Origin of the sequence: Thermoleptolyngbya sp. M55_K2018_002, from assembly GCF_015295965.1 — a bacterium.
In the GTDB taxonomy this organism is placed as follows: domain Bacteria; phylum Cyanobacteriota; class Cyanobacteriia; order Elainellales; family Elainellaceae; genus Thermoleptolyngbya; species Thermoleptolyngbya sichuanensis.
In genome coordinates this window covers 1-15,850 of record NZ_DVEA01000147.1, presented here as the reverse complement: position 1 = coordinate 15,850, position 15,850 = coordinate 1, and the positions used below count along the sequence as shown (strand labels likewise).

10 protein-coding genes are annotated in these 15,850 nt (G+C 55.9%); 6 read left to right on the top strand and 4 right to left on the bottom strand.

Annotation, left to right across the window (positions count from 1 at the left end; genetic code table 11):
* Positions 1–107 precede the first annotated feature (107 nt).
* Entirely contained in the window at positions 108–1,097 is a 990-nt protein-coding gene (locus IGS51_RS07150; protein ID WP_297077546.1) for a M48 family metallopeptidase, read from the top strand.
* 46 nt (positions 1,098–1,143) lie between these two features.
* Here the strand turns inward: IGS51_RS07150 and tgt are convergent, their stop codons facing one another.
* Complete coding sequence (tgt, locus tag IGS51_RS07145) at positions 1,144–2,253, bottom strand: tRNA guanosine(34) transglycosylase Tgt (protein ID WP_297077544.1); 1,110 nt, start codon at positions 2,251–2,253, stop codon at positions 1,144–1,146.
* An 18-nt stretch (positions 2,254–2,271) separates the two neighbouring features.
* Positions 2,272–2,730, bottom strand: a complete 459-nt coding sequence (locus tag IGS51_RS07140; RefSeq protein WP_297077542.1) for a hypothetical protein — start codon at positions 2,728–2,730, stop codon at positions 2,272–2,274.
* A gap of 665 nt (positions 2,731–3,395) precedes the next feature.
* Between IGS51_RS07140 and cobS the strand changes: the two genes are divergently transcribed.
* The 4 genes from cobS (at position 3,396) to IGS51_RS07120 (ending at position 6,841) form a co-directional block, all read left to right on the top strand.
* Positions 3,396–4,190, top strand: coding sequence for an adenosylcobinamide-GDP ribazoletransferase (gene cobS / locus IGS51_RS07135; protein WP_297077541.1), 795 nt, complete (start codon positions 3,396–3,398; stop codon positions 4,188–4,190).
* A gap of 139 nt (positions 4,191–4,329) precedes the next feature.
* Positions 4,330–4,773 carry a ferredoxin gene (locus tag IGS51_RS07130; protein ID WP_172356213.1) on the top strand — a complete coding sequence of 148 codons (444 nt, stop codon included), beginning with the start codon at positions 4,330–4,332 and terminating at the stop codon, positions 4,771–4,773.
* Between the two features lie 258 nt (positions 4,774–5,031).
* On the top strand, positions 5,032–5,682 hold the full coding sequence (locus tag IGS51_RS07125; RefSeq protein WP_172356211.1) for a response regulator transcription factor: 651 nt from the start codon (positions 5,032–5,034) through the stop codon (positions 5,680–5,682).
* Between the two features lie 970 nt (positions 5,683–6,652).
* Positions 6,653–6,841 (top strand): hypothetical protein, encoded by a 189-nt coding sequence (locus tag IGS51_RS07120; RefSeq protein WP_297077538.1) that lies wholly within the window; start codon positions 6,653–6,655, stop codon positions 6,839–6,841.
* 368 nt (positions 6,842–7,209) lie between these two features.
* Here IGS51_RS07120 and carB read toward each other — a convergent pair whose 3' ends face one another.
* Positions 7,210–10,509 carry a carbamoyl-phosphate synthase large subunit gene (gene carB / locus IGS51_RS07115; RefSeq protein WP_297077536.1) on the bottom strand — a complete coding sequence of 1,100 codons (3,300 nt, stop codon included), beginning with the start codon at positions 10,507–10,509 and terminating at the stop codon, positions 7,210–7,212.
* Positions 10,510–10,959: 450 nt separating this feature from the next.
* On the opposite strand from carB, the gene IGS51_RS07110 reads away from it, so the two are divergent.
* Positions 10,960–14,370 carry a PAS domain S-box protein gene (locus tag IGS51_RS07110; RefSeq protein WP_297077534.1) on the top strand — a complete coding sequence of 1,137 codons (3,411 nt, stop codon included), beginning with the start codon at positions 10,960–10,962 and terminating at the stop codon, positions 14,368–14,370.
* A 77-nt stretch (positions 14,371–14,447) separates the two neighbouring features.
* Here the strand turns inward: IGS51_RS07110 and IGS51_RS07105 are convergent, their stop codons facing one another.
* Complete coding sequence (locus IGS51_RS07105; protein ID WP_297077532.1) at positions 14,448–15,680, bottom strand: ABC transporter ATP-binding protein; 1,233 nt, start codon at positions 15,678–15,680, stop codon at positions 14,448–14,450.
* Positions 15,681–15,850 lie beyond the last annotated feature (170 nt).

Below are 15,850 nucleotides of genomic sequence, written 5' to 3'. Positions count from 1 at the left end.
TTAAGAGAAGCTTCATGCTTCCCCAGACGCAGCGGCCAGCCGCTAGAGTAGCGGAGGTTCAGCAAACAATCTCTCCTCCTCAGCCCCTTCCCCCCCAACCTCGCCCTATGCCCGTCTATCCCGGAATCTCCAGCGAAGCCTTCCGCCACCCGCTCGATCAGCAGGCCGAGCAGACGCTCCGCAGCGTGCCGGGGTTTGACCTAGTGGCGCGGCGCTTTGTGGAATTCGTTTATGAGCGGCCGCGGCAGGTGTTTTTGTTGGGTAATGCCATCGAGGTGGGGCCACGGCAATATTCCACGCTGTTTCAGATGTTTCGGGAATGCCTGCGATCGCTCGATATTGCGCCAGAGCCAACGCTGTTTGTCTCCCAATCGCCGATGGTAAACGCCTACGCGCTGGGGCAAGAACGGCCCTGCGTGGTGCTAAGCACGGCCCTGCTTGACCTCAGCGACGAGGCCGAGATAAAAGCCGTCCTAGCTCACGAACTGGGACATCTAAAATGTGGACACACGACGCTGACGCAGATGGCAAGCTGGGTCATCACTGCTGCATCAGGATTGGCAGAGATGACCTTTGGGCTGAGCAGCCTCGTCAGTACGGGGCTAATCCTGGCCTTTTATGAATGGCTGCGGAAGGCGGAACTGTCGGCCGACCGGGCGGCGCTGCTGGTCATGGACGACGTAAAGCCCGTGCTGCAAAACATGATGAAGCTGGCAGGCGGCAGCAGCCGCTATGCCCACGAGCTAAGCCTGGAAGAATTCTCGCGCCAGTCAGAGCGCTACCAGAATCTAGATCAAGACGGCATCAACCAGGTCTACAAGTTTCTGCTATATAACAACCTGTCGCAGGGATTTTTTCAGACGCATCCGTTCACCGTGGAGCGGGTGCATTTTCTGAAAGAATGGTCGGAATCGGAAGAACTGCGGCAGATTCGCGCAGGCAACTATCGCCGCGCTGGAGAGCCGACGGTGGACGCAGAGCCGCCATCCCCCAGTAGCGAATCGCCCACGGGCGAGGCCGATGTGGAGCGGCTGCGGCGCGAAGTGGCAGAGTTGCAGCGAGAAATTGACCGCATCCGGCGATCGCGCTCAGAATAACAGGGCTGGAACCCCCAATCCAAGCTCCAAACTCCAAACTCCAAACTCAACCGTGCCCCAGCCACTCGGCAAATTCCACAGCAAAGCGATCGCCCAAAATCGCCTCTCGAATCCGCTGGGTGAAGCGCACCAGTTCTGTGATGTTGTGAATGGAGATCAGCGTAAACGCCAGAATTTCGCGGGCGTGCAGCAGATGGCTGATATAGGCGCGGGTGAAATTTTGGCAGGTGTAGCAGGGGCAGGTATCGTCTAGCGGCGTGAAATCGCGGCGAAAGCGGTTGTTTTTCAAATTCCAGCGATCGCCCTGCACCAGCGCCGCACCGTGTCGCGCCAGTCGGGTCGGAATCACGCAGTCAAACAAATCCACCCCAGCGGCGATCGCCCGCACCATTTCCTTATGTGTGCCCACGCCCATCAGGTAGCGCGGTTTGTCTTCTGGCAGCAGCGGAGCCGTCACCTGCACAATTTTCTCGATCAGTTCTGGTGGCTCCCCGACGCTGACACCGCCAATGGCATAGCCGACGGCCTCAAACTGGGCGATCGCCTCGGCCGCTTCCTGCCGCAAATCGGGATACACACCGCCCTGCACAATTGGGAACAGCGCCTGATCCGTCCGGGTGTGGGCCACAAAGCACCGTTCCAGCCAGCGCATCGTGCGATCGGTTGCCCGCTTCACCTCGTCCCAAGTCGCCGGGTGGGGCGGGCACTCGTCAAAGGCCATAATCACGTCGGCCCCCAGCGCGTTCTGAATTTGAATCGAGCGCTCTGGCGTAATCTGGATAATCTTGCCATCGCGGGGCGATCGAAAGGTCACGCCTTCATCAGAAATTTGGCGCATCTCGCTCAGGCTGAAGACCTGAAACCCGCCCGAATCCGTCAGCATTGGCCCATCCCAGCCCATAAACCGATGCAGCCCGCCTGCCTCGGCCACCAGGTCTTCTCCCGGCTGCAAGTGCAGATGATAGGTGTTTGCCAGCACCATCTGTGCGCCCGTGCCTCTCAGTTGGGCGGGCGTGACGGTTTTCACGTTGGCCAGCGTGCCCACGGGCATAAACCGGGGTGTTTCAACCACACCGTGGGGCGTATGAAACACGCCTGCCCGCGCCCTTGTGGTGCAGCACCGCGCCTGACACGTATACGAAAAATGACTGCCCAAGACCTGTTCTAGCGTCCGCTACATTGAAAAATTTTCTTCGTCGTCAATCCGGACATCCCACCCCGCAGACAGGACTTCCGTGACCACTGCTTCCAGGGCTGCTGCGTTTAGCCTGCGACAGTTTTGGTCATCCAGCGGGTTCGACAGAGGCACCAGCCGCAGTAGGCGATTGTCTTGCACCAGGTCAAAGCAGGCTTCGCCCTCTGGCAACTGAGACATCTGCAAATAATCGAAGCTCTGGACGTTGAGGTAGAGCGTGTGGTTTGCCACCAGGCTAGAACACTGGGGATCGGAAAAGACTTCCATCACGTAACCTTCGCACTCGCTGCCGGGGATGCCGTCCTGGATGTAGCAGTAGCGGACTTGATGGAGATCCGCCAGGAGCCGCTGCATGTCTTGCTTGTTGACCAGGATGCCTGTGTCCACAATGCAAGGGGCAGGAAGTCGGGGGGTACTGGATGGTGAATCGTGACTCATAACAAGAAAACCTGCGATCGCACCAGAATCCGAATCTGGAGTGGGCTAAAGGAACTGGAACAGCGAGGTGGCTGCGTCCATGCAGCCTAGACCAGAGACAGAGAAAACCGTAAAACCCTGAGAACAGTCGCCCAGAGTGGGAGAATCCGCTATAGCCAGGAGCCATAGCCAGCGAGACGGTAAATCTGGCAATATTTCAGCTAACCCGACTAAACCTGAGTAGATCATATCTCAAGATTCCTAGCCTGATGGGAGGGGGAATCTTGGGATGGGCACTCACAGCCAGCTTGAACCATTTTTAGCGTCATTTTTGACATTAATCTTTGACAGTCCTCAAGCCTGACCTTTGTTTGCTCCTAACCTCGCCAGATTTTAGTAGGTTAGGACTGACGCATTTGAACAATTTCTCGCGGGCTGCGCCCACGAGAAGTCGTCCAGAACCTGGGAAATTTATTGCAAGTGCGTAATTCCTGTAGGTTTCATGTAGGTTTCATGTAGGTTTTATGTGGTTAAGCGGAACTTGCCTAAAGTATGGCGCGGCTTGAGCAATGTGAGTCAGCGTCATGGCTGATGCGGATCTAGATCAAATGTGCTAGCCACGGGTAATGTGCTAGCCACGGGTAATGATTGTCTTGTCTACAGGCTGAGCGAAGGAGGCACATGGCTTGAATCAGGGGGGGGCTAAGCTAAGCACAGCGGTTGTGAACCTGGCGCAAACGCTGGCAGGGGCGATCGCCTTCTATACCTGCCTGCCCGTGCCCGACTGGATGCATCCGGCTTTTCCGCAAGTCGCCCGCATGGCTCCCGTGGTTGGTCTGCTGATTGGGGCGCTGCTGGGGTTAGTGGATGCCAGTTTGCATCAGTTGGGAATGCCCGTGCTAACCCGCAGCGTGGTGGTGGTCGGGCTATGGGTGGGGGTGACGGGCGGGCTGCATTTAGACGGCGCAATGGACACCGCTGACGGGCTGGCCGTTCTCGATCCGCAGCGTCGCCTAGCGGTGATGGCCGATAGTCGTACCGGGGCGTTTGGCGTGATGGCGGCGATCGCCCTTCTTCTGCTCAAAACCGCTGCCCTGACTGATCTGGCAGATCCCGCCCTACCCCGCCTGCTGTTGCTCGCGCTGGCGGCAGGCTGGGGGCGCTGGGGCCAGCAGGTGGCGATCGCCCGCTATCCCTATCTCAAGCCCACCGGCAAAGGAGCCTTTCACAAAGCCGCCCTGCCCAGTCTTGCCCACACCCTGCCCAGCCTGCTGCTGCTGCTCAGCCTCAGCCTCTACCCCGCCCTGGCAAATCCTGACCCGTGGCGCTGGAGCCTGATTTTAGGACTGGGTGCTGGGGCGATCGCCCTCCTGCTTCCCGCCTGGTTTCATCGCCGTCTGGGAGGACACACAGGCGACACCTACGGCGCGGTCGTGGAATGGACAGAGGCGCTGGTGCTGGTATTGTGTACCCTGGCTTAAGGAGTGTTGGAGCGAAGAATGAAGAGAGAAGAACGAAGAGGTTCCGTTTTTCGTTCTTCGTTTTTCGTTCTTCGTTCTTCGTTCTTCGTTTTTTCCCTCTCACCCCCCTTATCTCTCGATCCCCCTAACCGTCCCTCCTATGACTACCCCCCTCTCTACCTGCGTCGCCGCGCTCCATCTGCCGCAAATCGAGCGCCACGTTTTTATCTGCGCTGATCAGACCGTGCCCAAGTGCTGCGACAAGGGCGACAGCCTGGTGGCGTGGGATTATTTGAAAAAGCGACTAAAGGAATTGGGACTAGACCAACCCACGGGCGATCGCCCCACCTGCGTTTTTCGCACCAAAGCCAACTGCCTGCGGGTTTGCCAGCAAGGCCCCATTTTGGTGGTCTATCCCGACGGGGTATGGTATCACAGCGCCACCCCGACCGTGATTGAAGAAATCATCCAGAAGCACCTGCTTGGCAATCAAATCGTCCAGGACTACGCCTTCCTAGTTCACCCGCTACCTGCGCCATCCGATGAATTGAAAACACATGGCAGGTTAAATCTGGACGCGCTACAGTCAGAAAGCAAAGATTAATCTATTAATTTCAACATTGCTTAACTATGCGGATTTCCCGCTTGCGCTCAGTATGATGTAGACAGGTCTACTGAAGGGCTGAATGTCTTCACGAAGCCTTGACTTCGGCACAAAGTCAGGCAGCGCAAATCAGGCAACACAAATCAGGCAATACAAAATTTCTTCAGGTTCTTGGGCTAAATTGTGCGCTCTGTGGATCTACTGGGTATCATTTATTAGCACGATTCATCTCAACTCAGGCATGGCGAGTGATGTAGCATGACAAAGGAAGCCAGTGTGGGAGAGCACAAGCGACTTTTATTAATTGACGACGACCCAAACCTCATTCTGCTCGTAAAGGACTACCTAGAGTTTCGGGGGTATGAGGTCATTACCTCAGAGAACGGTCAAGAAGCGCTAGAAGTGCTGCAAAAAGAGACACCAGACATGATCATCTGCGATGTGATGATGCCGCAGATGGATGGCTACTCGCTGGTCGAGCAAGTCAGAAAAGATCCACGCACGAGCTGGATTCCAGTGCTGTTTCTTTCTGCGAAAGGGCAGAGCCAGGACAAAATCAAGGGCTTGAACACTGGCGCTGACGTGTACATGGTGAAGCCCTTCGAGCCAGAAGAACTGGTTGCCCAGGTAGAGTCTTCTCTCAAGCAAGCCTCTCGATTGATTCAGCGGCAGGACAAAGGGCTGGACAGCGCCCCCAAAATTCAGGTGCCCTTTGACGTTGAGCTAACGCCGACCGAACTGCGGGTGGTGCAGTTTGTCGCCCAGGGCATGGCAAACCGAGAAATTGCCGAGAAGCTGAACGTAAGCCAGAGAACGATTGAAAGCCACGTCAGCAACATGCTAGGCAAAACAGGACTACACAACCGCACTGAACTGGCTCGCTGGGCGATCGAAAACAGCATGGCCTAGCTTTTAGGTTGGTATTTGTAGGTCTTTAACTTGTAAGCCTTCAACTTGTAGGTCTTTAACTTGCAAGCCTTCAACTTCGAGTACGGTCGCCACCGGAAGGCGGCCGTACTTGCTTTTTGCGGATCTCATGACCGAAGTGAGATTTTCTTAATATTTTTTATGGAAAACCAGTGCTGCTTCTGAAAGCCATGCAGCAGAAGGGCTGATGTGGCAGGCTTAGGATAAAGAACGGATGAAGACAGCAGATCTCAACCGTAGAAGTACGGGTCTTGCTTGACATCCCCAAATACACTCTGCTTAATACTAAAAGTTTCGATCACTACGCCTTCCTTCAGTGTTGCTACTGGTCTTGGTTATGATGACTGAAGCCGCTGGCGATCGCCCGCCAAGCTTATCCAGCTTGGTGACCGTTCAACAGCAGGCTGATTTCGTTATGCTGATTTCGCCATGTTGTCTGGGTCACTCATTCACAGATTGTGCGGTTGCTTAGGCACGTTGCACGACAGCATCAGCACCTTGCCGCTGAGCCTTTTCAGTGGTCAGTGTTGAGCGCTGTTTTTGAAACGCATCGAAACTGGCTAAACGCTGCGTCTACAGGCTGCGTTCCGACAGTTTTGCTTGGACAGACTGATTTTGTCCGGTCAAACCTAGCAAAGATAGAATAAGTCTAAAGAGGTCTAACGTATGGGTGCAGTCAGATCAGCGGCTTAGTCCCTGGTTTGGCTGGCTAAGCTTGCGAGAAGCTAAAGGCGCATTTCAGCCGCCGCAGATAGATTCATCTCGCTAAGGCGTTCACAGATCCTCTGAAGGGCGAGTTCTCGCACAGTGCGCTGGTCGAGCATCCAACATTTGAGACTCAGAGTTTAAGACCCAGAAGATTCGATGACTGCTCTTTGAACTCTCGAAGCTGAACTTTCTAAGACAGTTTCGAGAAGGCCCGCTCTAAGTTCAGACACTCTCACGTTTAACCATGAACTCAAACACCCCTAGCAACACCCTCTTTCCAAATCAAAAGGCAGGTCGAAAGCCAAGCCTCTGGCATCGCCTGAAACTGTGGATTCGTCAAGACATCGTGGCAGACGATCCGTGGGATGTAGACACATATTTTCCCGAAGAAGACCAAGCGGAAACTTTTCACCAAGAGACGATCGAAAAGTAGAGAATTAAGGCTAAGGGACGGCACTCCGCAGTAGTGTTTGTTTTAATTTCGCTTTAGTGTCTCCGCTGAGCCTAAATCATACAAGTCTCATCGCCCTCTAGCAAAGGCGTTCCTGCCAGAGTTCACACTACTTTTACAAATTCCTGCAAATTGTAATGCGAGTTTGTAGATGGCTCACTCGGTTCTCCTGGGTTCCAGGAAATTGCAAGCGTCTGGGCAACTTCTCCAGAAGCGCAGGGACTAGACAGACATAAGAAATAGACAGCCATAAAAACGAGAGGTCTTGAATTGGAATCCTGATTCAAGACCTCTTTCAGTTAGAGCAGCTTGTGGAGTAGCTTGCTAGCGCAACGGTTTCGACGGGGCAGCTAGCTCATGTAGTCTTGCAACGCCTTGACCTCCAGCGGCTCAGACTGGAGGGAGCGAATCGCAGCCGTGCTGGCCTTGGCTCCGGCGATCGTGGTAACAACAGGAATTTTATAAGACAGGGCTGTGCGGCGAATTGCGCGATCGTCCACCTGAGCCGTTTCGCCCAGGGGCGTGTTGACCACAAGCTGAATCTGCTGGTTTTTGATGGAATCCATCACGTTGGGACGACCCTCATGCACCTTCAGCACCAGATCCACATCCAGTCCATTTTCTTTGAGGACACGGCGAGTCCCCTCCGTCGCTACAACGTGCAGCCCTAAGGCCTGCAAATCCTTCACCACAGGCACAGCAGCCTGCTTGTCGCGGTCGTTCATCGAAACGAAGACCGTGCCCCCCAGCGGCAACACCTGCGAAGCCGCTAGCTCTGCCTTGGCAAAGGCTTTGCCAAAGTCGGTGTCGATGCCCATCACTTCGCCCGTGGAGCGCATTTCGGGGCCGAGAATAATATCCGTGCCGGGGAACTTGGAAAAGGGCAGCACGGCCTCTTTCACCGCAATGTGCTGGGGAATGATTTCCTGCGTGAAGTTTAGCTCCGTCAGAGTCTTACCCGACATGACCAGGGATGCCAGCTTGGCCAGGGGCTTGCCGATCGCCTTAGACACAAAGGGCACGGTGCGCGAGGCGCGGGGGTTGGCTTCCAAAATGTAGACCACATCGCCCTCGACTGTTCCCTGGATGGCATACTGCACATTCATCAGACCGACGACGTTCAGCGCTTTGGCGAGTTTCGTCGTCCAGGTGCGGATGGTTTCCAGCGTGTCGGGGCCGAGGGTGACGGTGGGAATCGAGCAGGCAGAGTCGCCAGAGTGTATGCCTGCTTGCTCAATGTGTTCCATGATGCCGCCGATGACGACGTGGCCAGTCGCATCGGCGATCGCATCCACATCCACCTCGATCGCGTTTTCCAAATACTGATCCACCAGGATGGGGTGATCTGGCTCGACCTGCACCGCGTAGGTCATGTAGCGCTCCAGGTCTTTGTCGGAATACACAATTTCCATCGCCCGACCGCCCAGCACGTAGCTGGGGCGCACCACCACGGGATAGCCAATTTTCTTAGCCACTTCCAGCGCTTCGGCGGTGCTGCGGGCGATGCCGTTAGCAGGCTGGCGAATCTCTAGCTCCCGCAAGATTTTCTCGAATCGCTCCCGGTCTTCGGCGGTGTCAATCGAGTCGGGCGACGTACCCCAGATTTGGGTCTGCGGCGAGTCGCAGATGGGCAGCGCCTTTTGCAGCGGCAGGGCCAGCTTGAGCGGGGTCTGGCCGCCAAACTGGTTGATGATGCCAGCGGGCTGCTCCGCTTCGATAATATTCAGCACGTCCTCTTTGGTGAGTGGCTCAAAATAGAGGCGATCGCTCGTGTCGTAGTCTGTGGAAACCGTTTCCGGGTTGGAGTTGACCATGATCGTCTCAAAGCCTTCCGCCCGCAGCGCAAAAGACGCATGACAGCAGCAATAGTCAAACTCGATGCCCTGCCCGATGCGGTTTGGCCCGCCGCCCAGGATCATGACCTTGCGCCGGGTTGAGGGCAAGACCTCCGACTCTGGCGCGGCGGCTCGTTCCGAACCTGCGTCTCCATTGACCACTTCGACGGGTGTTTCGTAGGCAGAGTAATAGTAAGGCGTTAGCGCCTCAAACTCGGCGGCGCAGGTGTCTACGGTTTTATAGGTGGGGACGATGCCCAAGGACTTGCGGAACGCGCGAACCTCGTCTTCGGTGGTTTTGGTGGCAAAGGCAATTTGGCGATCGCTAAAGCCCTGCTGCTTGATTGCCAGCATTTGCGGCTGGGTGATTTGCAGCAGCGGCGTGCGCTTGAGGAATTTCTCTGTTTCTAGCAGTTCCGCCAGCTTGTCGAGAAACCACGGGTCAATCGCAGTGAGTTCGTAGATTTCCTCCACCGTCATGCCCATCAGCATGGCGTGGCGCAGCGTAAACACCCGTTCCGGGTTCGGAGTCCGCAGACCCGCACGAATTTGCTCCAGGCTGGGCAGTTTTTCGGTTTTGTCGCAGCCCCAGCCCGCGCGGCCCGTTTCGAGCGATCGCAGCGCTTTTTGGAACGATTCTTGGAACGTGCGCCCAATGGCCATCGCTTCGCCCACCGACTTCATCTGGGTCGTCAGCACGGGCTGAGAGCCAGGGAATTTCTCAAAGGCAAAGCGGGGAATTTTCGTTACCACGTAGTCGATCGTGGGTTCAAAACTGGCGGGCGTTTTCTTGGTGATGTCGTTGGGGATTTCGTCGAGCGTGTAGCCCACCGCCAGTTTGGCCGCCATCTTGGCAATTGGGAAACCCGTCGCCTTGGAAGCCAGCGCCGAACTGCGCGACACGCGGGGGTTCATCTCGATCACGATGAACTCGCCCGTGTCGGGGTTCACCGAAAACTGAATGTTGGAACCGCCCGTTTCCACCCCGATTTCGCGGATGATCTTGATCGACGCATCCCGCAAGCGCTGATATTCCTTATCCGTCAGGGTTTGCGCCGGAGCCACGGTGATCGAATCGCCCGTGTGAACGCCCATCGGGTCGAAGTTTTCAATCGAGCAAATAATCACAACGTTATCTGCCAGGTCGCGCATCACCTCCAGTTCGTATTCCTTCCAGCCCAAGAGTGATTTTTCGATGAGAATCTGCGACACCGGGCTGGCATCCAGACCCGACTGAGCAATTTCCTCAAATTCTTCCTGGTTGTAGGCAATGCCGCCGCCCGTGCCACCGAGGGTAAAGGCGGGGCGGATAATCAGCGGGTAGGAGCCGATTTCCTGGGCGATCGCCCTCGCTTCGTTCATGGTTTGCGCCAGCCCCGACGGGCAAACCGGCACGCCAATCCGCGCCATTGCTTCCTTAAACAGCTTGCGGTCTTCCGCCATCTCGATGGCAGGCAGCTTTGCGCCGATTAGCTCTACGTTGTAGCGCTCCAGCACGTCAGTTTTGGCCAGCGCCACTGCTAGGTTCAGCGCCGTCTGGCCGCCCATCGTCGGCAGCAGCGCATCAGGACGCTCTTTTTCGATCACCTTTTCCACCATTTCTGGAGTCAGCGGCTCGATGTAGGTACGATCGGCCGTCTCCGGGTCGGTCATGATGGTGGCCGGATTGGAGTTGATCAGCACCACTTCGTAGCCTTCGTCGCGCAGCGCTTTGCAGGCCTGGGTGCCAGAATAGTCAAACTCGCAGGCTTGCCCAATCACGATGGGGCCAGAGCCAATTAGAAGAATTTTGCGGATATCAGTACGGCGGGGCATAGCGGCAGCCTGGGGAACTAGCGGAAATCCAGAACATTGTAGAGGGTTTCTCGCAAAACAGACTGTGCTTTTATCATCATCTCCAGATTTGTCAGCAGGTCACCCAACCCGCCTTGAACGCTGAGCAGTTGGGCAGAGGCGATGGAGATTCCAGGACCACCCCACAGCCCAAATCACGCCGTCAGTCTGGAGTTTGTCTAAGTTTCTGCCAGCCTTACGCTTATAGACAGATTTCAATCCTTCCGCAAGGTTCAAGGTTGAATTGGTCGCTCGATTTGGGAATTCTGAGTAGCAAGTTTTCATAACTTTAAGATCGTTTACTTTGGCACAGCTTTAGGGCGATCGCCCCCCAGCACCCTCTCCAGGAACCTCCCCAGCGCCCCTAGACAACCAGCCCTGAATCTTCCCGAATTTCCCCACTCTTCGTCCACCTAACGTTTGCAGCCAGTTATGACCTCCCAGCCTTCCGAATCTCAGGGTTTTCAGTCGAGCCAGCCAGTCGCTTTGTCCAGCCAATCGCTTAACAAGCCACCCCAACCAGCCCAATCTGACCCTTGCAAGGCATCCTTCGATCTGGAGCGAAAGCTCTCCCTGCTAATCGACCGCAGCCCGATGGCCGTGATCGAGTGGAACTCCCAGCTACAAGTTATAAGCTGGAACGCAAGCGCAGAGAGAATTTTTGGATTTAGTGCGGAGGAAGTTCTAGGACGCAACGCCAATCAGTTCATCCTGCCAGCGTCGCAGTTTGATCTGGTGAACGAAATCGTGATGCAGATCCTAAAGCAAAAAAATGGAACCCACAGCATCAACGAGAACCAGACCAAGGACGGCCGCACCATTACCTGCGAATGGTTTAACACGCCGCTGGTCAATTCCAACGATGAGGTAATTGGCATTATTTCGATGGTGAGCGATGTGAGCGATCGCCGCCAGACGGAGCAGCGCCTTCAAGATTCCGAGCGATTTCTCGACAGCGTGATCAACGGCAACCCCGACCTGATGGTGGTGAAAGACGAGCAGTTTCGGTTTGTCTTGGTCAACGAGGCGCTATGCCAGCAGCTTGGGCGCGATCGCAGCGAACTCATTGGCAAAACAGACTACGACCTGTTTCCAGCAGCAGAAGCAGACCAACTCCGCAGGATCGATGAGCATGTCTTGGCAACAGGGGAAGAATATGTAGTTGAACACTCCGCCAAGCTAGCTGATGGAGAAACTCACTACTTTATGGATCGCAAAACGCGATTTCAAGATGCCAAGGGCCACTACTTCATCATCGTCACTGTGCGCGACATTACCGAGCGCCGTCTGGCAGAGCTAGCGCTGGAGCAAGCAAAAGCCGAGCTAGAAGAAAGAGTAGAAACCCGCACGGCGGAGCTAAAAGAGCAAGAACAGTTTCTTCGCAGCATCTACAACGGCACCGATCAGGGCATTTTTGTGGTGGATGTTGACCCAGAGGGAGCGTTTCGAGTCGTGGACTGTAACACCACGCTGACTCGCATCACGGGCATTCCCCAGCAAGCCTTTAGAAATAAGACGCTGGCAGAAATTTTTGACCCGGCTCAAGCCAAGAGCTTTCAGCAAAACTATGAGCGCTGTGTTCGAGCAGGCATCTCAATTTCCTACGAAGAGCGGATTCGCTATCCCGATGGCGATATCCAGTGGTTTGACACCACCCTGTCGCCGATTCGGAATTCGGAAGGGCAGATTTATCGCATCATTGGCACCACGATCAATATCACCGACCGCCGCAATGCCGAAGATGCGCTGACGGTCAGTGAAAACCGCTATCGGCTGCTGGTAGAAACGTCGCAGGATTTGATCTGGTCGTGCGATCGCAAGGGCTGCTTTAGCTTTGTAAATGCGGCCGCTCGCACCATTCTGGGCTATGAGCCGCAAGAAATGCTCGGTCGTCCCTTTAGCGACTTTTTGGCACCGGGACAGCTAGAGCGAGATCGGGAAATCTTTCGACGGGTGCTTTCTGGGACATCAGTGCTGAACCACGAGTCGGCGTATCTCACGAAGGACGGTCAGCGAGTGACGCTGCTGTTTAGCGCGGCAGTGCTGCACGACGACCAAGGGAACGTCTTGGGAAGCACAGGCACCGCCCGCGACATCACCCGCGAAAAGCAGATGCAGCAAGAGCGATCGCGCTTGATTGAGATTCTGGAAGCCAGCCCCGACTTGATTGGCACGGCTGCTCCAAACGGAACGCCTCTTTACATGAATCGGGCTGGCCGCCAAGTAGCTGGCATTGCTCTCGACGCTTCGCTTGCAGACCACTCCATCACAAACCTCCATCCTGCTTGGGCCATGGAGCGCATTTGGCAAGAGGGGATTCCTGCTGCCGTTGAACAAGGAGCGTGGATTGGCGAAACGGCTGTTCTGACGCATGAGGGCGAAGAAATCCCTGTTTCGCAACTAATTATTGCCCACAAAAACGCTGAGGGACAGGTTGATTATCTATCTACAGTAATGCGCGATATCCGCGAATTTCGCCGGGCCGAGGCAGCATTACGCGAAAGCGAGGAGCGGTTCCGGCTGGTGGCTGAGCAAACCGGGCAACTCATCTACGACTATGACTTCAAGTCTGGCAAAATCCGCTGGGCGGGAGCGATCGCCCAGATCACTGGCAACACACCAGAGGAGTTTCAGCAGGTAGACGTTAAAGCGTGGGAGCAGCGCATTCATCCGAGCGATCGCCAGCGGGCGGCCAAAATGCTGGAAAAAGCCATCAACGAGCGATCGCAATACCATGTGGAATACCGTTTTGCTCAGGCCAACGGCAGCTACATCTTTGTGGAAGATCATGGCGTGCTGCTGCAAAACGAAGCGGGTGAAGTCTATCGTCTGGTAGGCATCATGAACAACATCACCGAGCGCAAGCAGGCTCAGCTTGAGCTAGAACGCTCCGAAGCCACCCTCCGCCAGCGCAGCGAAGAACTCCAGAACGCGCTGCAACAGCTTCAGCGCACCCAGTCGCAGATGATTCAGGCTGAAAAAATGTCGAGCCTGGGGCAATTGGTGGCCGGCGTGGCCCATGAGATTAACAACCCCGTGAACTTTATCTACGGCAACCTGTCTCACGCCAGCGGCTACACGCAGGACTTGCTGGGACTGCTAAGTCTGTACCAGAAACACTATCCCATGCCCCATCCCGACATTCAGGACAAGGCCGAGGCCATTGACCTGCCCTTTGTGCTAGAAGATTTGCCCAAACTCATTTCCTCCATTCGCGTCGGGGCAGAACGCATCCAAAAAATCGTCGCGTCGCTGCGGACGTTTTCCCGCATGGACGAAGCCGAGTTCAAGTCGGTCGATATTCACGACGGCATCGACAGCACGCTGATGATTTTGCAAAATCGGCTCAAGGGCAAGAGCGATCGCCCCGAAATCCTGATCCTCAAGGAATACGGCAACCTGCCCCGCGTCGAGTGCTATGCGGGCCAGCTCAACCAGGTGTTTATGAACATTCTTAGCAATGCCATCGACGCACTCGAAGAAGCAATGACCCAGCCCAACAGCCCATTTCAAGACAAAACTCGCCAACCCAGCATCCAGATCCGCACCGATTTGCTGAACGGACAGTGGGTATTTATCCGCATCTCCGATAACGGCCCCGGCATCCCCGAAGCCATTCGGCAGCGTCTATTCGATCCGTTCTTCACCACCAAGGCCGTCGGCAAAGGCACGGGCATGGGGCTGTCGATTAGCTACCAGATTGTGACCGAACGCCACAGCGGAACGCTGGAGTGTCACTCTGAACCGGGCAACGGGGCGGAGTTTGTGGTCAAGATTCCCTTGAAACAGCTTAAGGCAACCCAGTCGGGCGATCGCCCCAGCAGCGAGCAACGGAGCAGCTAGTCGCCCCACCGACCAACGGCGATCGCAACCGTTCTAAAGCTTCCGAAATGCAGACTTCTTGAATCTTGGCAGGGCGGCTATCCTGGCCGCAGCGCCTCGCCCGTATCGGGGTCAAACAGGTGCAGCTTGTCGGGCATCAGCGACAGCCACACCTCATCTCCAGGCGCAATGGCACGATCGGGTTCAATCCGCACTTGCACCCAGGGTTCCTCGCTGCCCGGTTCGTGAATACTGACGCTGAGGAAGGTATCGGCTCCCAGCGCTTCGATGCGGCGGACACGACCCGGTAAATTTTTGGGCGCGGGTAGGCTGAGGTTGAGGTGTTCGGGCCGGATGCCCAGGACGAGCGATCGCCCTGCATAGGGCCGCAGCAGCAGTTCCCAGCTTTCGGGCAGCGTCATGCGGAACTGGGGATGGGCGATTGCCAGCGGCGGCTGCACCTGCACGGGCAAAAAGTTCATCGGCGGCGAACCGATAAACTCTGCCACAAACCGATTCGCCGGACGATTATACAGTTCCAGCGGCGTGGCGATTTGCTGAATCTGGCCCGCATTTAGCACAGCAATGCGATCGCCCATCGTCATCGCCTCCGTCTGGTCGTGAGTCACGTAAATCGTCGTTGTGCCCAGCTTGCGCTGGAGATTCACAATCTGAGCGCGGGTTTCCGTCCGCAGCTTGGCATCCAGGTTGCTCAGCGGCTCGTCCATCAGAAACACCTGCGGATTTCGCGCCATCGCCCGCCCCAGCGCCACCCGCTGCTTTTGACCACCCGAAAGCTGCTTGGGCAAGCGATTGAGCAAGGGTTCGATCTGGAGCATCTGGGCCACTGTCTGCACCCGCTGGGCGATCGCCCGTTCGCGCTCGGTCAGATAGCGCAAACCCTTGGGCAGCGGGCGAGTCGCCGCCACCAGCCAGTCTTGCCACAACGAAGGCTGATCGGTCGTTTCAGCATTAGCCAGGGAACTTGCCGAGCGTCGCAGCCCAAAGGCCAGATTGTCGTACACCGTCATGTGGGGATACAGGGCGTAGCTTTGGAACACCATCGCAATGTCGCGCTGGTTGGGCGGCAGGTCGTTGACGAGGCGATCGCCCACATAAATATTCCCAGCAGTTGCCGTTTCCAGCCCCGCAATCAGCCGCAGCAGCGTACTTTTGCCGCAGCCGCTCGGCCCCACCAGCACCATAAATTCGCCATCGCGCACGGTCAGGTTGATGCGTCGCAGCACCGCCGACGAACCCGCCTGGGATTCGCCCTCAGCTTTGCCCTTCTGAAAGCTTTTGTAGAGATTTTCTAAGACAACCTGAGCCACCGTAGTTCTATTGACTCCTAGAGCGTGTGCGATTGAAATGACCTGACGAAGATGACCTGATTAAGATGACTTAGTTTGAGGAACCAAGCGGGACGGATACGAGGAACTTAACAAGCTATTGCAAACTCATACAGACTATCGGGAACTCTATGGAATGAGGGAATATACAA